This window comes from Pedobacter terrae (assembly GCF_900100705.1).
Lineage (GTDB): Bacteria > Bacteroidota > Bacteroidia > Sphingobacteriales > Sphingobacteriaceae > Pedobacter > Pedobacter terrae.
This window is the reverse complement of record NZ_FNCH01000012.1, coordinates 51,797-65,641: the sequence shown is the minus strand read 5'-3', so window position 1 is coordinate 65,641 and position 13,845 is coordinate 51,797. Positions and strand designations below refer to the sequence as shown.

Genomic DNA, 13,845 nt, shown 5'->3' with positions numbered 1-13,845 from the left:
TTTTTTAATATTTATAACATGAAAAAACTGTTCGTATTACTGGCTTTAACACTACTCTTTGCCAATATCGTTTCTGCACAAACGACTACGGTTTGGATTGTCAGGCATGCAGAGAAAGATAAATCCAATCCACAGGATACCAACCCCAACCTGTCTGATGAAGGGAGAATCAGGGCAGGAGATTTAGCCACATACCTCAAAAAAGTAAAGTTTGATGTTGCTTTTGCCACACCTACAAAAAGAACGCACCAAACATTAGATTCATTGGTGATTCCTAAAGTGATTGATTATAAAGATATTAAATCGCTTGTAGATAGCATTAAAACCAATTATGTTGGCAAAACTGTGATTATTGCCGGCCACTCTAACACCGTGCTGGAGATCATTGAAGCCTTTGGTGGTAAAAAACCCAAAGCAGAATTAACGGACGATGATTACGATTATATTTTTGAATTATCCGTTAAAGAAGATAAAGCGCGGGTAAAAATGGATCAGTTTGGCAGGCCACACCATTTGTAATACCTGTTGTATGCTGTCAGGTGTTACCACCTGACACCGGTAAAACTAATTAGTTTAAGATGGTAACACCTTACACCACAGATAATGGACCTCAGTTGTTATGCTCCCAACACTAATAACCAATGACAATCGAACTAATGAGCTATAATTTCTCGAAAGGAATATCCATTAAATCATAATTTCTCCAGTCCGAAAAATCATAATGCCACCATTCATTTCCTAACACATTCATGCGGTATTTAGCCATAATGGCAATGAGGAAATCGCGGTTTTTCTTTGCCTCTGGTGATACGTTTTCATATTTGGCCGCAGCAGCTGCCGAAAAACTATCGTAAGGTGTTGGCATCAGTAGTTCTTTGCCTGTTTTCAGGTTAATCAACGTGAGATCTACCGCACAGCCCCTATTGTGTTTCGATCCTTTTGCTGGATTAGCTACAAAATTTTTATCACTTGCCTTTTTATAAAACTCAACCGTAATGGCGTAGGGACGGTAGCCATCAAATATTTTTAAGCCATAGCCTTTTTTATTTAATGCTGCCTGGATCTTTTTTAACGATTCTACCACTGGTTTTCTGGCAAAAGCCCTCGCCTGCTTATACATGATCTGCCGCATAAAGTTATTTTTAGTGGCATAGCGGATATCTAACCTGATACTAGGGATGGCCTTCTTAATTTCAATCAATTCGTTATTCGGATTTGCTTTTATCGAGACCTGATATTGAGTATAAGAACTAACAACAACAAGCTTTTTTGCTGTAACGGGTTTGTTTTGAGCGTTTACAGCAATTGAGAGGAAAAAGAATAAAGCTAGCAGATTGAATTTTATCATCATAGTACCAAGAGGAATCAAACACCAAGCGCCTTTCCCATTATCCGTTTTACATTGTCTATCTTACATTTTTTATTGATTCGAAACGACCAACAATTCAAGATCTTTAAACGGCAAATTAAACATATCGGCCAAATCTTTATTGGTACAATTACCCTGATAAATATAAAGTGCTTCGCGGATGCCTGGGTTATTCCAAACCATATTCATTAAGCCTCCAAATTCGCCTATATCCAATAAAATTGGAGCAAAGATATTGGTAAGCGCATAAGAAGCTGTTCTTGGAACACGCGAAGCAATATTAGGCACACAATAGTGAATTACATCGTATTTTCTAAAAACCGGGTTGGTATGGTTGGTCACCTCTGAAGTTTCAAAGCAACCGCCCTGATCAATACTCACGTCAATAACTACCGAATGTGGTTTCATTCTGGCAACAGTTTCTTCCATTACTATACACGGACTGCGGCCATGTGTCGCTCTAATGGCACCAATCACTACATCGCAGGTAATAATGGCCTTATTTAAAACAATAGGCTGCATTACCGAGGTAAATACCCTGCTCCCCAGATTATTCTGCAGGCGGCGTAAACGGTAAATGGAACTATCGAAAACTTTTACCTCTGCGCCTAGTGCCAAAGCTGTTCTGGCGGCATATTCGCCAACCGTTCCGGCACCTAAAATCACAATTTCTGTGGGAGGAACCCCTGTAAAGCCGCCTAACATTAAGCCCTTGCCCCCGGTTACATTGCTTAAATATTCTGCAGCAATTAAAATAGAGGTCGAACCTACTATTTCGCTCATGGCGCGCACTACACTTAGTATATTACCTTCATCGCGGAGATTCTCAAAACACAATGCATTAATTTTTTTATGCATCAATGCTTTAAGATAATCCTGCTTAAGCGTTCCGGTTTGTAAAGAAGAAATAAGTGTTTGCCCCTTATGCATCATTTCAATCTCTTCCAGCATGGGAGGGGCAATTTTTACCAGGATATCAGCATCAAAAACTTCCTTTTTGTTATAGGCAATTTTTGCACCCTGCTCCGCATATTCGGTATCAGAGAAATTAGCAGCAATACCTGCCCCACTTTCTAAAACAACCCGATGGCCATTGTTTACCAACAAAGCAACAGATAAAGGTGTTAATGCGATTCTATTTTCCTGAAAAGAAATTTCTTTGGGTATTCCTATGTATAGACTGTTTTTTTTATTTCTGGTTTCTAGCGTTGCTTCCTGCGTTTGTAGTAAACCCTGACGAGCTATATCGGCCATTCCTTCGCGTAATCCTGTAGCCATGTTTGAATTAAAATTATGATAGTTTTAGGTCGTTCAAGATACGCAAAATCTGTTAATTTATTGATAACGAATTGTTATACCTTCGAAAACCTGAATACCCGGCGGTTTTCATCCAGCACATTGATCTCAACCTTAACAAAATTTTCAGGTAATAATTCTTCTACCCGCTCCGGCCATTCTATTAAACAAATTCCACCCCCATAAAAATATTCTTCATATCCTAAATCGTAGGCTTCACGAATGTCTTTTATCCGGTAAAAATCGAAATGGAATACCGATCCGTTAGGGCTTTCATATTCGTTAACGATAGAATAAGTTGGGCTCGAAACCACATCGGCTACACCTAAAGCCGCGCAAAAAGTTTTGATGAATGTGGTTTTGCCTGCACCCATATCACCCTCAAAAATGAAAACTTTTTGGTCACCGGCAAAATCTGAAAGTTGCTTTGCAACAACAGGTAGATGGGCTAAACTATGTACTTCGATATCCATATATAAAGAATAAAGGCAAAAGTAATACATAATTGGATTGCTTTTGCCTTTATTTGTTTTGCCACTAGCCAAGCTGAGTTTGTTGAAAGCCTATAACCTGTAAATTATTGAAAGTCTTTCGACAGGCTCAAGATGATAACCGACTAAATATGTAACTTATAACTTTAGCTAGATGAATAAGTCATCATCAGAGCAATTATACAATTAACCTTTAAAGTAGAGGCCGATAATCATTAAAGCCAACGCTATAAATAAGCCAACAAACCATTTAATCATATCAGTTTTAGCATTCGCCAAATCTTCTTTAGAAGCCAAATGGGTGGTTTTATCAACTTTCGCCTCAATATAACTGGTTAACTGCTCTGCAGTATCCTTATCAAGTTTTTCGCTTAAGAGTGCATATAGTTGAGTTATCGAAATATTCATATGTCTAAAATCTAATTAAAATTAAGAATAATGCTTCAGTTTAACAAAATATAGGCATATTTCTTCTTGCAATGATTGCTTTGGCCTTACTATTCAAACGAACAAATCCTGAAACAAATTCAATAGGACATTCTTTGAAAATGACCAATCTCATGTCTCAAATCTGGTATCTCAAATCTATCAAACTACCTTGGCGAATACGTCACCACCGGAATAATCATTTCCTCCAATGAAATACCGCCATGCTGGAAAGTTTCGTTATAATAATTTACAAACTGATTGTAATTATTGGGATAAACGAAATAGCTATCTTCCCTTGCAAAAATATAACTGCTGCTGATGTTAATCTTCGGCAGCAAAGCATCATGAGGATTTTTAATCAAAAACACTTCTTTTGCATTAAAATTAAGGTTTCTACCCTGCTTATATCTTAAATTGGTATTTGTACTTCTATCACCAATAACTTTAACCGGTTTTTTAACACGAATGGTTCCATGGTCGGTGGTGATGATTACTTTAACTTTTTTCTGCGAAATTTTCTTCAATAAATCCCAAAGTGGTGAATGCTCAAACCATGATAAGGTTAATGAACGGTAAGCCGCATCATCGTTAGCCAATTCACGTATCATTTGCATATCCGTTCGTGCATGACTCAACATATCAACAAAATTGAACACAATGGCGTTAAAATCGTTATGCAATAAGTTGTTCGTCTGCTCAACAAGATCTTTACCCTGTTCAAAAGTCAGAATTTTATGATAACTGAATTTACAATCCTTTCTTAAGTTACGTTTAATATTGTCAGATAGGAAAGCCTCTTCATGCATGTTTTTTCCACCTTCATCATCATCATTTTGCCAAAGTTGGGGGAAACGCTTTTCCATATCCAAAGGCATCATACCAGAGAAAATTGCATTACGGGCATATTGTGTTGCCGTTGGTAAAATACTGGTGTACATGTCCTCTTCATCTATCCTGAAATATTCTGATATCAACGGATTGATGATTTTCCATTGATCATATCTTAAATTATCAATCAGGATAAAAAATACCGGTGTATTATCATTGATAAGCGGAAAGGCTTTTTTCTTTAATAACTCGTTCGAAAGCAAAGGCGCCTTATCTTTATCCTTAATCCAATCAAGGTAATTTTCCTCAATAAATTTTGTAAACTGTGTATTGGCTTCCTGTTTTTGCATGGTTAAAATCTCATGCATCTGCGGATCGTCCAGTTTTTCTAACTCAAGCTCCCAAAAAACGATTTTTTTGTAAACATCAATCCACTCTTCATAATTAAGCCTGTCACCCAAAGTCATACCCAAACGGCGAAAATCCTGCTGATAAGCCATAGAGGTTTTCTCACTCACCAAACGTTTATTGTCGATCAGCTTTTTAATGGTCAGCAAAACCTGCTTAGGGTTTACAGGCTTGATCAGATAATCATCAATTTTGCTGCCTATCGCATCTTCCATCAGGTTTTCCTCTTCACTTTTCGTAATCAGCACCACAGGAACATCAGGATTTAGGTTCTTAATGGCCGATAACGTTTCGATACCGCTCATGCCAGGCATATTCTCATCCAGAAAAACCAGGTCAAAATGGGCTTTTCCAAATGCTTCAAGCGCGTCGTTACCATTGGTAAAAGTGGTTACGTGGTAACCTTTATCATTCAATAATAATATATGAGGTTTTAACAGGTCGATTTCATCATCGGCCCACAATATTTTAGTTTCTTGCATGTTTTTGTAAAAATAGATCACTATTGCCGTTTAATTACGGCAGGTAATTCAAACTATAAATAAAAATAGCAATTTTTGTACCGTATCTATCTATTTAACTATTTTTAACGATTGAATAAGAAGAAAATAATAAATGATCCGGTTTACGGCTTCATCAGTATCCCGTCCGAATTGGTTTACGATGTGATTTCACATCCTTATTTCCAGCGTTTGCGTTATATCAAACAGCTTGGAATGACACATTTGGTTTATCCAGGGGCTTTACACACGCGTTTTCACCATGCACTGGGTGCCATGCACTTAATGAGTTTGGCCATCAATCTTTTAAAAAGTAAAGGACATAACATAACCGACGGCGAAGAAGAAGCCGCCATTTTGGCCATTTTATTGCACGATATCGGACATGGGCCTTTTTCGCATGCATTGGAGCACTCTTTGGTTACCGGCATCAGGCACGAAGATATCTCAGCAAAACTGATGCAGGAGCTGAATGCCCATTTTGATGGCCGTTTAACCCATGCCATTGAGATTTTTAACGGCACGTATCCTAAAAAATTTCTTCATCAATTGATTTCAGGCCAGTTAGATCTGGATAGAATGGATTATTTAAACCGCGACAGCTTTTTTACAGGCGTAAGTGAAGGCGTAATCAGTTTCGACAGGATCATTAAAATGTTCAACGTTTATGATGATGACCTGGTGATTGAAGAAAAAGGCATTTATTCTATAGAGAAATTTCTAATTGCCCGCAGGCTGATGTATTGGCAGGTTTATCTGCACAAAACAGTAATATCGGGCGAGATGATCCTGGTAAAATTATTAGAACGCGCTAAAGAACTATCAGCAGCCGGAGAAAACTTATTTGCTTCGCCATCCTTAAATTATTTTTTAAAAAACGATATCAACGAGGCTAATTTCTTTGCGCAGCACGAAAATCTGGAGCATTTTACCAGCCTTGATGATCAGGATATTTATGCTGCCGTTAAGGTTTGGGCCAAACATCAGGATAAAATTTTGTCTACGTTATGTAAAATGCTCACCTCCAGAAATCTTTACAAAGTAGAAATGGGCAATGAAAGGGCTGATACCGACCGAGTAAACTTTTTGCAGGATGCGGCAGTTAATTTGCTGGAAATCAAACCAGAAGAGGCCCGTTATTTTGTTTTCACCGATTCTATTCAAAACCGCGCATATAACGCTGGGGTTGGAAATATTAAGATTTTAATGAAAAATAACGACATTGTTGATATCGCAAAAGCTTCTGATTTGTCTAATCTGGAGTCGCTACAGAAAACTGTAGAAAAATATATTCTCTGTTACCCAAGAGGGATTTAAGTTTTTTTAACAAAATATTTGACTTTCAGTGCCGTTTTAACTCTTATTATTGTGCAAATAATACCCCGTTTAACCCATGCAGGTTTTTTTGTTCATATCAATTTAACATATACCTTTGTACGATGCAATTTACTGCCACGCAGATAAGTCAGTTTCTGAACGGTTCCATTGATGGGAACCCTGATGTAGCCGTTACCGAACTTTCTAAAATAGAAGACGGAAAGGAAGGCTCCTTGTCTTTTCTTTCGAACCCTAAGTACGAAAACTTTTTGTATTCTACTCAGGCATCAGTTGTTATCGTATCAAAAGACTTTGCCCCTACACAGACTTATACCAGCACATTAATCCGTGTTGAAAATCCATATAGTGCATTTACGATCTTATTGGATAAATATAACGAAGCCATTAATGCCCAAGCCGTGCAATCTGGTGTTGATAAATTGGCCTTCGTTCATCCTACAGCTAAAATCGGCAATAACGTGTTTATTGATGCTTTTGCCTATGTGGCCGAAAATGTAGAGGTTGCAGATGGCTGTAAAATAAACGCACAAACCTTTATTGGTGCAAATTCTAAAATTGGCAAAAACAGCACATTTTTTCCTGGTGTAAAAATTTATCACAATTCTATAATCGGAAGCAGAGTAGTCATCCACGCGAATACTGTTATCGGAAGTGATGGTTTTGGCTTTGCCCCACAAAAAGACGGCACTTACAATAAAATCCCGCAGATTGGAAACGTTATCATCGAAGATGATGTCGAAATTGGCGCAAATACAACCGTAGATCGTGCAACCATGGGCTCAACAGTTGTAAAAAAAGGTGCAAAAATCGATAACCTGATCCAGATTGCGCACAATGTAGAAATTGGCGAGAACACTGTTTTAGCAGCACAGTCAGGGATTTCTGGAAGTACAAAAATTGGCCCTAACAGTGTAGTTGGCGGGCAGGTTGGTATAGCCGGACACTTAACCTTAGCCAAAGGAACTCAAATCGGTGCACAGGCAGGTATAAATTTTAATATCACAGAAGAAAATAAACAATGGCACGGAAGTCCGGCGCAACCATTGCGCAACTGGATGCGTGCATCGGTCATTTTCAAACATCTTCCAGATGTTGAGAAAAGAATTAATAAGCTCGAAGAGGAGTTAAAAAAACTCACCGCTGAACTGGAAAAGAATACATTACACAATGAACGTTAGACAAAAAACGATTAAACAAGAAATATCAGCATCTGGTGTTGGTTTACACACTGGTGCTAATGTGACTTTAACATTTTGCCCCGCCCCAGAAAATCATGGCTTCAAATTTCAGCGTATTGATTTAGATGGCCATCCGATTATCGAAGCTGATGCAGATAATGTTACCGATACCTCAAGAGGCACTACGCTTACCCAAAATGGCGCCAGCGTAAGTACCGTAGAACATGTAATGGCATCGCTGGTTGGTATGGATCTGGACAACGTACTTATTAAATTAGATGGTCCGGAAACGCCAATTATGGACGGGAGTTCTATTCAGTTTGTTGATTTATTGGAAGAAGTAGGTACAGTTGAGCAAAATGCAGATCGGGAATATTTTACCATTCCGCATAACATTACCTATACCGAAGAGGATAGAAAAGTAGAAATTGTGGCCATGCCGTTAGACGATTATCGTTTTACCTGCATGATCGATTACAACTCTCCTGTTCTAGGTAGCCAGCATGCGGGCATTAATACCATTGCAGAGTTTAAGAAAGAAATTGCTTCTTGCCGTACTTTCTGTTTTCTACATGAACTGGAATACCAGCTATCACACAATTTGATTAAAGGTGGCGATTTAAATAACGCCATTGTAATTGTAGATAAAGAAGTTACCAGGGATGAATTAAGCCACCTGGCTAAATTATTTAACCGCAAGGATATTGATGTTGCCCCACAAGGGATCTTGAACAACATGGAACTGCGTTATCAGAACGAGCCCGCACGTCATAAACTATTGGATATGATAGGCGATCTAGCCTTGGTTGGTATGCATTTAAAAGGCCACATTATGGCCGCCCGTCCAGGCCATGCAGCAAACGTTGCTTTTGCTAAAAAAATTAAAGCAGCGATTAAAAAAGAGAAAAACAAAAAAATACAAAAGGTATACGACCCAAGTGCAAAACCATTATATGATGTAGTTCAGATTATGGACATTTTGCCTCACCGTCAACCATTTTTATTTGTAGATAAAATATTAGAACTTTCTAAAAACCACGTGGTAGGCGTTAAAAACGTAACCATGAACGAAGAGTTTTTTAAGGGACATTTTCCTGGTGCACCGGTTTTTCCGGGTGTAATTCAGATTGAGGCGATGGCGCAGGTTGGTGGTATTTTAGTATTAAGCACCGTTCCGGATCCTCAGAATTACCTCACCTATTTCTTAAAAATAGATAACGTACGTTTTAGAGCCCAGGTGCTTCCTGGCGATACAATTGTTTTCCGTTGCGATTTACTTGAACCCATCAGAAGAGGTATTGCCCAGATGAAAGGTGTTGGTATGGTTGGCGAAAAAATCGTTGTAGAAGCCGAAATGATGGCTCAAATTTCAAAAGTTAAACAAGCAGAACCCGCTCAATAATGATACAACCCCTAGCATATATACACCCTCAGGCAAAAATTGCCGAAAACGTGGTAATTGAACCTTTTGTAGTGATACATAAAGACGTTGTAATTGGAGAGGGAACCTGGATCGGATCGAATGTGACCATTATGGATGGCGCACGGATCGGTAAAAACTGCCGGATCTTTCCTGGAGCGGTTATTTCTGGCGAGCCACAGGATTTGAAATTTGCAGGTGAAATTACCACTGCAGAAATTGGCGACAATACCACTATACGCGAGTGCGTTACCATTAACCGCGGCACCAAAGATAAATGGAAAACTACCATTGGCAGTAATTGCTTAATTCAGGCTTATTCGCACATTGCGCACGATTGCGAGGTTGGAAATAACTGTATTTTTTCGAACAGTACTACCTTGGCCGGCCACATTACAATTGGAAACAATGTAGTTTTGGCAGGTCTGGTTGCCATACATCAATTTGTTAAAGTAGGTTCTTATGCCTTTGTAACCGGTGGTTCACTGGTACGTAAAGATGTTCCGCCATATGTAAAAGCAGCTCGCGAACCCCTTTCTTATGCTGGTATCAACTCTGTTGGTTTACGTAGACGAGGTTTTACCAATGAGCAGATTGATGAGATCCAAGAAATTTACCGCGTACTTTTTGTAAAACACAATAACGTAACCAAAGCTTTAGACATGATCGAAGCTGAATTTAAACCTACCGAAATCCGTGATGAAATTGTAGATTTTATCCGCAATTCTAACCGCGGGGTAATGAAGGGGTTTGGCATGGGAAGTTAATTAAGGTAGAAGGCTAAAGGGTTTAAGGTAGAGGGTTAAACTAATTGCTTAACCAAATTCAAATAAATATTCATGGGTGATTTAAGACTGATCCGAACAGATTCAGAACATGTGGATTTTAGGATGTTGGTTGCTTTATTAGATCTGGATTTGGTTATTAGAGATGGTGAAGATCATTCCTTTTATACGCAGTTTAATCAAATTGATAGCATTAAGGAGGTTGTTATTGCCTATCAAAAGAGGCTGCCCGTTGCTTGTGGTGCAATAAAACCGTTCTCCTCTACAGCAGCTGAAGTAAAAAGGATGTTTGTGCACCCCGACTACCGAAATAAAGGCATAGCCGCTAAAGTTTTACATGAACTTGAAAACCGGGCTACTGAACTCGGTTTTGACGCATGTGTTTTAGAAACTGGCAAAAGACAACCGGAGGCCATCGCACTTTACCAAAAAGTAGGATATCATATTATTTCTAATTATGGCCAATACATTGGCGTTGACAACAGCGTTTGTATGACTAAACCGCTTAGCGCTAAACCCTAAATGCCTACCACAAATGAATATTACTTTACAAAATGTTGGCAGAAGGTTTAATAAAGAGTGGATTTTTAGAAATTTAAGTGCTGAATTTTCTACAGGAAACAGTTACGCCATACTTGGACCTAATGGTTCCGGTAAGTCGACTTTATTGAGCGTATTAACCGGCAGCTTATCACCTTCAGAGGGAAAGATTTCATTTTCTGATACGAAAGATATTCCGGTAGAAAATATTTATAAATACATCAGCCTTGCTGCACCATATCTTGAACTGGTTGAAACTTTTACCCTAAAAGAGATCATTGATTTTCATTTTAAGTTTAAAAATTTCGCTTCTGGCCTGGATGCAAAAAAGCTGATCAGTGTTTTGGGATTAGAAAAAGCAGCAAACAAACAAATCAAATACTTTTCGTCTGGAATGAAGCAAAGAACCAAACTAGCTTTGGCATGTTGTGCAGATACACCCATTTTATTTTTAGACGAGCCGACGAGCAATTTAGACGTTCAGGGAATCAATTGGTACCGCGAACTTATCGAAAATTTTGGAAAAGAGCGGCTTACCATAATTGGCTCCAATCAAATACAAGAATACGATTTCTGCACAAATCACATACAAATATCAGATTATAAGCAAGTTAAACTATAATCAACCATTTATAAAGAAGTCTGTTTTGTCATACATTTGTATTATAAATATTTTTTTGAAAAAATATTTTGTAGTTCACAAATTATATCTACCTTTGCACCACCAAAAAGAGAAACAATTATTTAATTTATCTCTCTAAGTAAAAGATCATATTTCCGTTTTCGGAATTAAAATATATAGCCCTTAAAAGGCAAAGAGTTTTTCATAGTTTAGTTTGAGGTTTAGGTTGATTATGCCTTTGGAGTGGTTCCCAAAGGCATTTCTTTTATATGGAGTTTTTTATTCTTTTCCTCGGTGTTTTATCAATTGCATAGCCCGCTTCTTATATAGCTGTTAATCGGGATCAATTACCAACATCAAAGTTTAAAAAAAAGCTCCGCCTTCCTGGGCGATTAATGATGGTTTTGCTTTTCAAATCTGTAGGCATTTTTTAACTTTGATTTTTAATCCACAACAAAAACAATATTCACGATCATAAAATGGCAAAGGCATCAGAAGTAAAAAGCGGAAACGTGCTTCGTTTTAACGGAGAGTTGGTAAGTGTAGAAGAGTACATCCACCGTACTCCGGGAAATCTAAGGGCTTTTTATCAGGCTCGTATGCGCAATGTAAAAACCGGCAAAATTGTAGAATATCGTTTCCGCACAGATGAAGAGGTAACCATTTGCAGGGTAGAAACCAACGATTATCAATACCTATATGAGGACGGCGACTACCTGGTTGTGATGGACAATAATACTTTCGAACAATACAACATTCCAAAACTGCTTTTTGGCAGTTCGATTAAATTCTTAAAAGAAGGCATGAATGTTACTATCGCTTTTGAAAGCGATGAGCCCATTGTTGCCCAGCTGCCTAATAGTGTGGAGTTGGAGATCACCTATTCTGAACCCGCTGTAAAAGGCGATACTTCTACCAGTGCACAAAAGTATGCTACGGTAGAAACCGGTGCCGAAATCAGGGTGCCCTTATTTATCAATCAGGGAGATAAAGTAAAGATTGACACTAAAACGGGCGAATATATGGAACGGGTAAAATAGGACAGTAAAGGTTTAAATTTTCTTAAACCCTAAGCCTTATGCCTTAAACCTTTATAGGTTTTTATTAAAATAATTTTACCTTTGCCGTCACGAAAAACTAAAATTAACCCCCAATTTGGGATAACACAATATGGCAAAAGCATCAGAAATTAAAACAGGTAACATTCTACGTATCAACAACGAACTGGTTACTGTTGACGAATGGAATCACCGTACACCAGGAAAAGGCGGAGCGTTTTACACAGGGAAATTCCGTAACATTAAATCGGGCAGAATTGTTGAAGCACGTATGAATACCGACGAGGCTGTAGAAATATGCCGTGTAGAAACAAACGATTATCAATATTTATACGAAGAAGGTGATTATTTGGTGGTAATGGACAATAATAGTTACGAGCAGTTCAATGTAGAGAAATCTTTATTTGGTTCGGCTATTAAATTCCTAAAAGAAGGTATGAACATCATTGTTTCTATGGAAAGCGACGAAGCCATTATGGCACAATTACCAAACTTTGCCGAATTTGAAATCACTTACTCAGAACCAGCTGTTAAGGGTGATACTTCAACAAATGCGCTAAAAGCAGCAACATTAGAAAATGGTGTTGAAGTTAAAGTTCCGATGTTTGTAAACCAGGGCGATAAAATTAAAATTGATACCCGTACCGGCGAATATGTTGAGCGTGTAAAATAATTTTAAACTAAAATACCTAGAAGCCTCTAAAATTAATTTTAGGGGCATTTTTGTTTAAGACCTGTAAGGTTTAAAAACCTGTGAGGCTTAAACCTATAATGCTAAATAACCGTATCTCTTACAGGCGCTAAGATGAGTTACGTGGTCATTTCTTAGAAAAGCAGGGTTCTGCGCGCTCGTGCCATGACAACCCCGCTATTCGCTTCAAAACCTTGGCTCGTGCCTCACCTTCGGGTTTTACGCTGCTATCGGGTTTATTTAACCAAAGCATCTAGGTCTTAGGTCACAAAACCCCGCAAGTTTCGAAACCTGCGGGGTTTGAAAATATTATCTTTGTTATATGTTTAAAGCCGAAATCAGAAAACAAGCATTAAAAGATAGATTACTGTTAACCGACCCAATGTATCATGCGTTGAACGAATCACTTTTAAAACAGTTTAAAACAATCGATTTTGGCCAAATTAAAACCCTTCACATCTTTTTACCCATTACAGAAAAAAAAGAGCCGGATACTTTTTTATTGATCGAATGGCTGAACAAAACGCATCCTGAAATTAAAATTATTGTGCCTAAGGCCGATTTTGAAACAGCACTGATGACTCACCATGAATACCTGGGCGAAAAAGACCTAAAAAAAAACCTTTACAATATTTTGGAACCCCAGAAAGGGAACCTGCATGAAGGCGAAATAGATATGATAATTATCCCTTTATTGGCTTTTGATAAACTGGGTTACCGGGTAGGTTATGGCAAAGGATTTTATGATCGTTTTCTCCGGGATGTAAATGCTCAGAAAATAGGTTTATCTTTGTTTCCTGCAATTAAGAAAATCGATGATGTAAATGAACACGACATCAAATTAGATTTTTGCATCACACCAACAGAAATTATACAATTTTAAGCTTACTGG

General features: G+C 38.1%; 15 protein-coding genes. 10 read left to right on the top strand and 5 right to left on the bottom strand.

What is annotated here, in order from left to right; translation table 11 throughout:
• Window positions 1-18 precede the first annotated feature (18 nt).
• Window positions 19-519: a phosphoglycerate mutase family protein gene (locus BLR60_RS15620; RefSeq protein ID WP_090501453.1), complete on the top strand. Its 501-nt coding sequence runs from the start codon at window positions 19-21 to the stop codon at window positions 517-519.
• A 142-nt stretch (window positions 520-661) separates the two neighbouring features.
• Here the strand turns inward: BLR60_RS15620 and BLR60_RS15615 are convergent, their stop codons facing one another.
• The 5 genes from BLR60_RS15615 to porX all read right to left on the bottom strand — a co-directional run bounded on the left by BLR60_RS15615 (window position 662) and on the right by porX (window position 5,303).
• Window positions 662-1,351 (bottom strand): M15 family metallopeptidase, encoded by a 690-nt coding sequence (locus BLR60_RS15615; RefSeq protein WP_090501451.1) that lies wholly within the window; start codon window positions 1,349-1,351, stop codon window positions 662-664.
• A gap of 69 nt (window positions 1,352-1,420) precedes the next feature.
• A complete protein-coding gene (locus BLR60_RS15610) occupies window positions 1,421-2,647 on the bottom strand; it encodes an alanine dehydrogenase (RefSeq protein ID WP_090501449.1) in 1,227 nt (408 codons plus the stop codon).
• Between the two features lie 74 nt (window positions 2,648-2,721).
• Window positions 2,722-3,138: a tRNA (adenosine(37)-N6)-threonylcarbamoyltransferase complex ATPase subunit type 1 TsaE gene (tsaE, locus tag BLR60_RS15605; protein ID WP_090501640.1), complete on the bottom strand. Its 417-nt coding sequence runs from the start codon at window positions 3,136-3,138 to the stop codon at window positions 2,722-2,724.
• A gap of 204 nt (window positions 3,139-3,342) precedes the next feature.
• Window positions 3,343-3,564, bottom strand: a complete 222-nt coding sequence (locus BLR60_RS15600) for a hypothetical protein (RefSeq protein ID WP_090501447.1) — start codon at window positions 3,562-3,564, stop codon at window positions 3,343-3,345.
• A 185-nt stretch (window positions 3,565-3,749) separates the two neighbouring features.
• Complete coding sequence (gene porX / locus BLR60_RS15595; protein ID WP_090501445.1) at window positions 3,750-5,303, bottom strand: T9SS response regulator signal transducer PorX; 1,554 nt, start codon at window positions 5,301-5,303, stop codon at window positions 3,750-3,752.
• Between the two features lie 111 nt (window positions 5,304-5,414).
• On the opposite strand from porX, the gene BLR60_RS15590 reads away from it, so the two are divergent.
• The 9 genes from BLR60_RS15590 (at window position 5,415) to BLR60_RS15550 (ending at window position 13,836) form a co-directional block, all read left to right on the top strand.
• A complete protein-coding gene (locus BLR60_RS15590) occupies window positions 5,415-6,638 on the top strand; it encodes an HD domain-containing protein (protein ID WP_090501443.1) in 1,224 nt (407 codons plus the stop codon).
• A gap of 122 nt (window positions 6,639-6,760) precedes the next feature.
• Window positions 6,761-7,837 carry a UDP-3-O-(3-hydroxymyristoyl)glucosamine N-acyltransferase gene (gene lpxD, locus BLR60_RS15585; protein ID WP_090501442.1) on the top strand — a complete coding sequence of 359 codons (1,077 nt, stop codon included), beginning with the start codon at window positions 6,761-6,763 and terminating at the stop codon, window positions 7,835-7,837.
• Window positions 7,827-9,239, top strand: a complete 1,413-nt coding sequence (locus tag BLR60_RS15580) for a bifunctional UDP-3-O-[3-hydroxymyristoyl] N-acetylglucosamine deacetylase/3-hydroxyacyl-ACP dehydratase (protein ID WP_090501440.1) — start codon at window positions 7,827-7,829, stop codon at window positions 9,237-9,239. The genes lpxD and BLR60_RS15580 overlap by 11 nt, the downstream gene beginning before the upstream one ends.
• Window positions 9,239-10,024 (top strand): acyl-ACP--UDP-N-acetylglucosamine O-acyltransferase, encoded by a 786-nt coding sequence (gene lpxA, locus BLR60_RS15575; RefSeq protein WP_025141731.1) that lies wholly within the window; start codon window positions 9,239-9,241, stop codon window positions 10,022-10,024. The genes BLR60_RS15580 and lpxA overlap by 1 nt, the downstream gene beginning before the upstream one ends.
• 72 nt (window positions 10,025-10,096) lie before the next feature.
• A complete protein-coding gene (locus tag BLR60_RS15570) occupies window positions 10,097-10,564 on the top strand; it encodes a GNAT family N-acetyltransferase (RefSeq protein WP_090501438.1) in 468 nt (155 codons plus the stop codon).
• 13 nt (window positions 10,565-10,577) lie between these two features.
• The gene (locus tag BLR60_RS15565; protein ID WP_090501436.1) at window positions 10,578-11,204 is read left to right on the top strand and encodes an ABC transporter ATP-binding protein; all 627 of its coding nucleotides are present in this window, start codon (window positions 10,578-10,580) and stop codon (window positions 11,202-11,204) included.
• Window positions 11,205-11,683: 479 nt separating this feature from the next.
• Complete coding sequence (gene efp / locus BLR60_RS15560) at window positions 11,684-12,244, top strand: elongation factor P (protein ID WP_090501435.1); 561 nt, start codon at window positions 11,684-11,686, stop codon at window positions 12,242-12,244.
• 130 nt (window positions 12,245-12,374) lie between these two features.
• Window positions 12,375-12,935 (top strand): elongation factor P, encoded by a 561-nt coding sequence (gene efp / locus BLR60_RS15555; RefSeq protein ID WP_090501433.1) that lies wholly within the window; start codon window positions 12,375-12,377, stop codon window positions 12,933-12,935.
• A gap of 340 nt (window positions 12,936-13,275) precedes the next feature.
• Entirely contained in the window at window positions 13,276-13,836 is a 561-nt protein-coding gene (locus BLR60_RS15550; protein WP_090501431.1) for a 5-formyltetrahydrofolate cyclo-ligase, read from the top strand.
• The last annotated feature ends 9 nt before the right edge of the window (window positions 13,837-13,845 follow it).

Bases quoted from the DNA above. Each gene is read 5' to 3' on its own strand.
- BLR60_RS15620 (WP_090501453.1), top strand. From the start codon at position 19: ATGAAAAAACTGTTCGTATTACTGGCTTTAACACTACTCTTTGCCAAT.
- BLR60_RS15615 (WP_090501451.1), bottom strand. From the start codon at position 1,351: ATGATGATAAAATTCAATCTGCTAGCTTTATTCTTTTTCCTCTCAATT.
- BLR60_RS15610 (WP_090501449.1), bottom strand. From the start codon at position 2,647: ATGGCTACAGGATTACGCGAAGGAATGGCCGATATAGCTCGTCAGGGT.
- tsaE (WP_090501640.1), bottom strand. From the start codon at position 3,138: ATGGATATCGAAGTACATAGTTTAGCCCATCTACCTGTTGTTGCAAAG.
- BLR60_RS15600 (WP_090501447.1), bottom strand. From the start codon at position 3,564: ATGAATATTTCGATAACTCAACTATATGCACTCTTAAGCGAAAAACTT.
- porX (WP_090501445.1), bottom strand. From the start codon at position 5,303: ATGCAAGAAACTAAAATATTGTGGGCCGATGATGAAATCGACCTGTTA.
- lpxD (WP_090501442.1), top strand. From the start codon at position 6,761: ATGCAATTTACTGCCACGCAGATAAGTCAGTTTCTGAACGGTTCCATT.
- BLR60_RS15580 (WP_090501440.1), top strand. From the start codon at position 7,827: ATGAACGTTAGACAAAAAACGATTAAACAAGAAATATCAGCATCTGGT.
- lpxA (WP_025141731.1), top strand. From the start codon at position 9,239: ATGATACAACCCCTAGCATATATACACCCTCAGGCAAAAATTGCCGAA.
- BLR60_RS15570 (WP_090501438.1), top strand. From the start codon at position 10,097: ATGGGTGATTTAAGACTGATCCGAACAGATTCAGAACATGTGGATTTT.
- BLR60_RS15565 (WP_090501436.1), top strand. From the start codon at position 10,578: ATGAATATTACTTTACAAAATGTTGGCAGAAGGTTTAATAAAGAGTGG.
- efp (WP_090501435.1), top strand. From the start codon at position 11,684: ATGGCAAAGGCATCAGAAGTAAAAAGCGGAAACGTGCTTCGTTTTAAC.
- efp (WP_090501433.1), top strand. From the start codon at position 12,375: ATGGCAAAAGCATCAGAAATTAAAACAGGTAACATTCTACGTATCAAC.
- BLR60_RS15550 (WP_090501431.1), top strand. From the start codon at position 13,276: ATGTTTAAAGCCGAAATCAGAAAACAAGCATTAAAAGATAGATTACTG.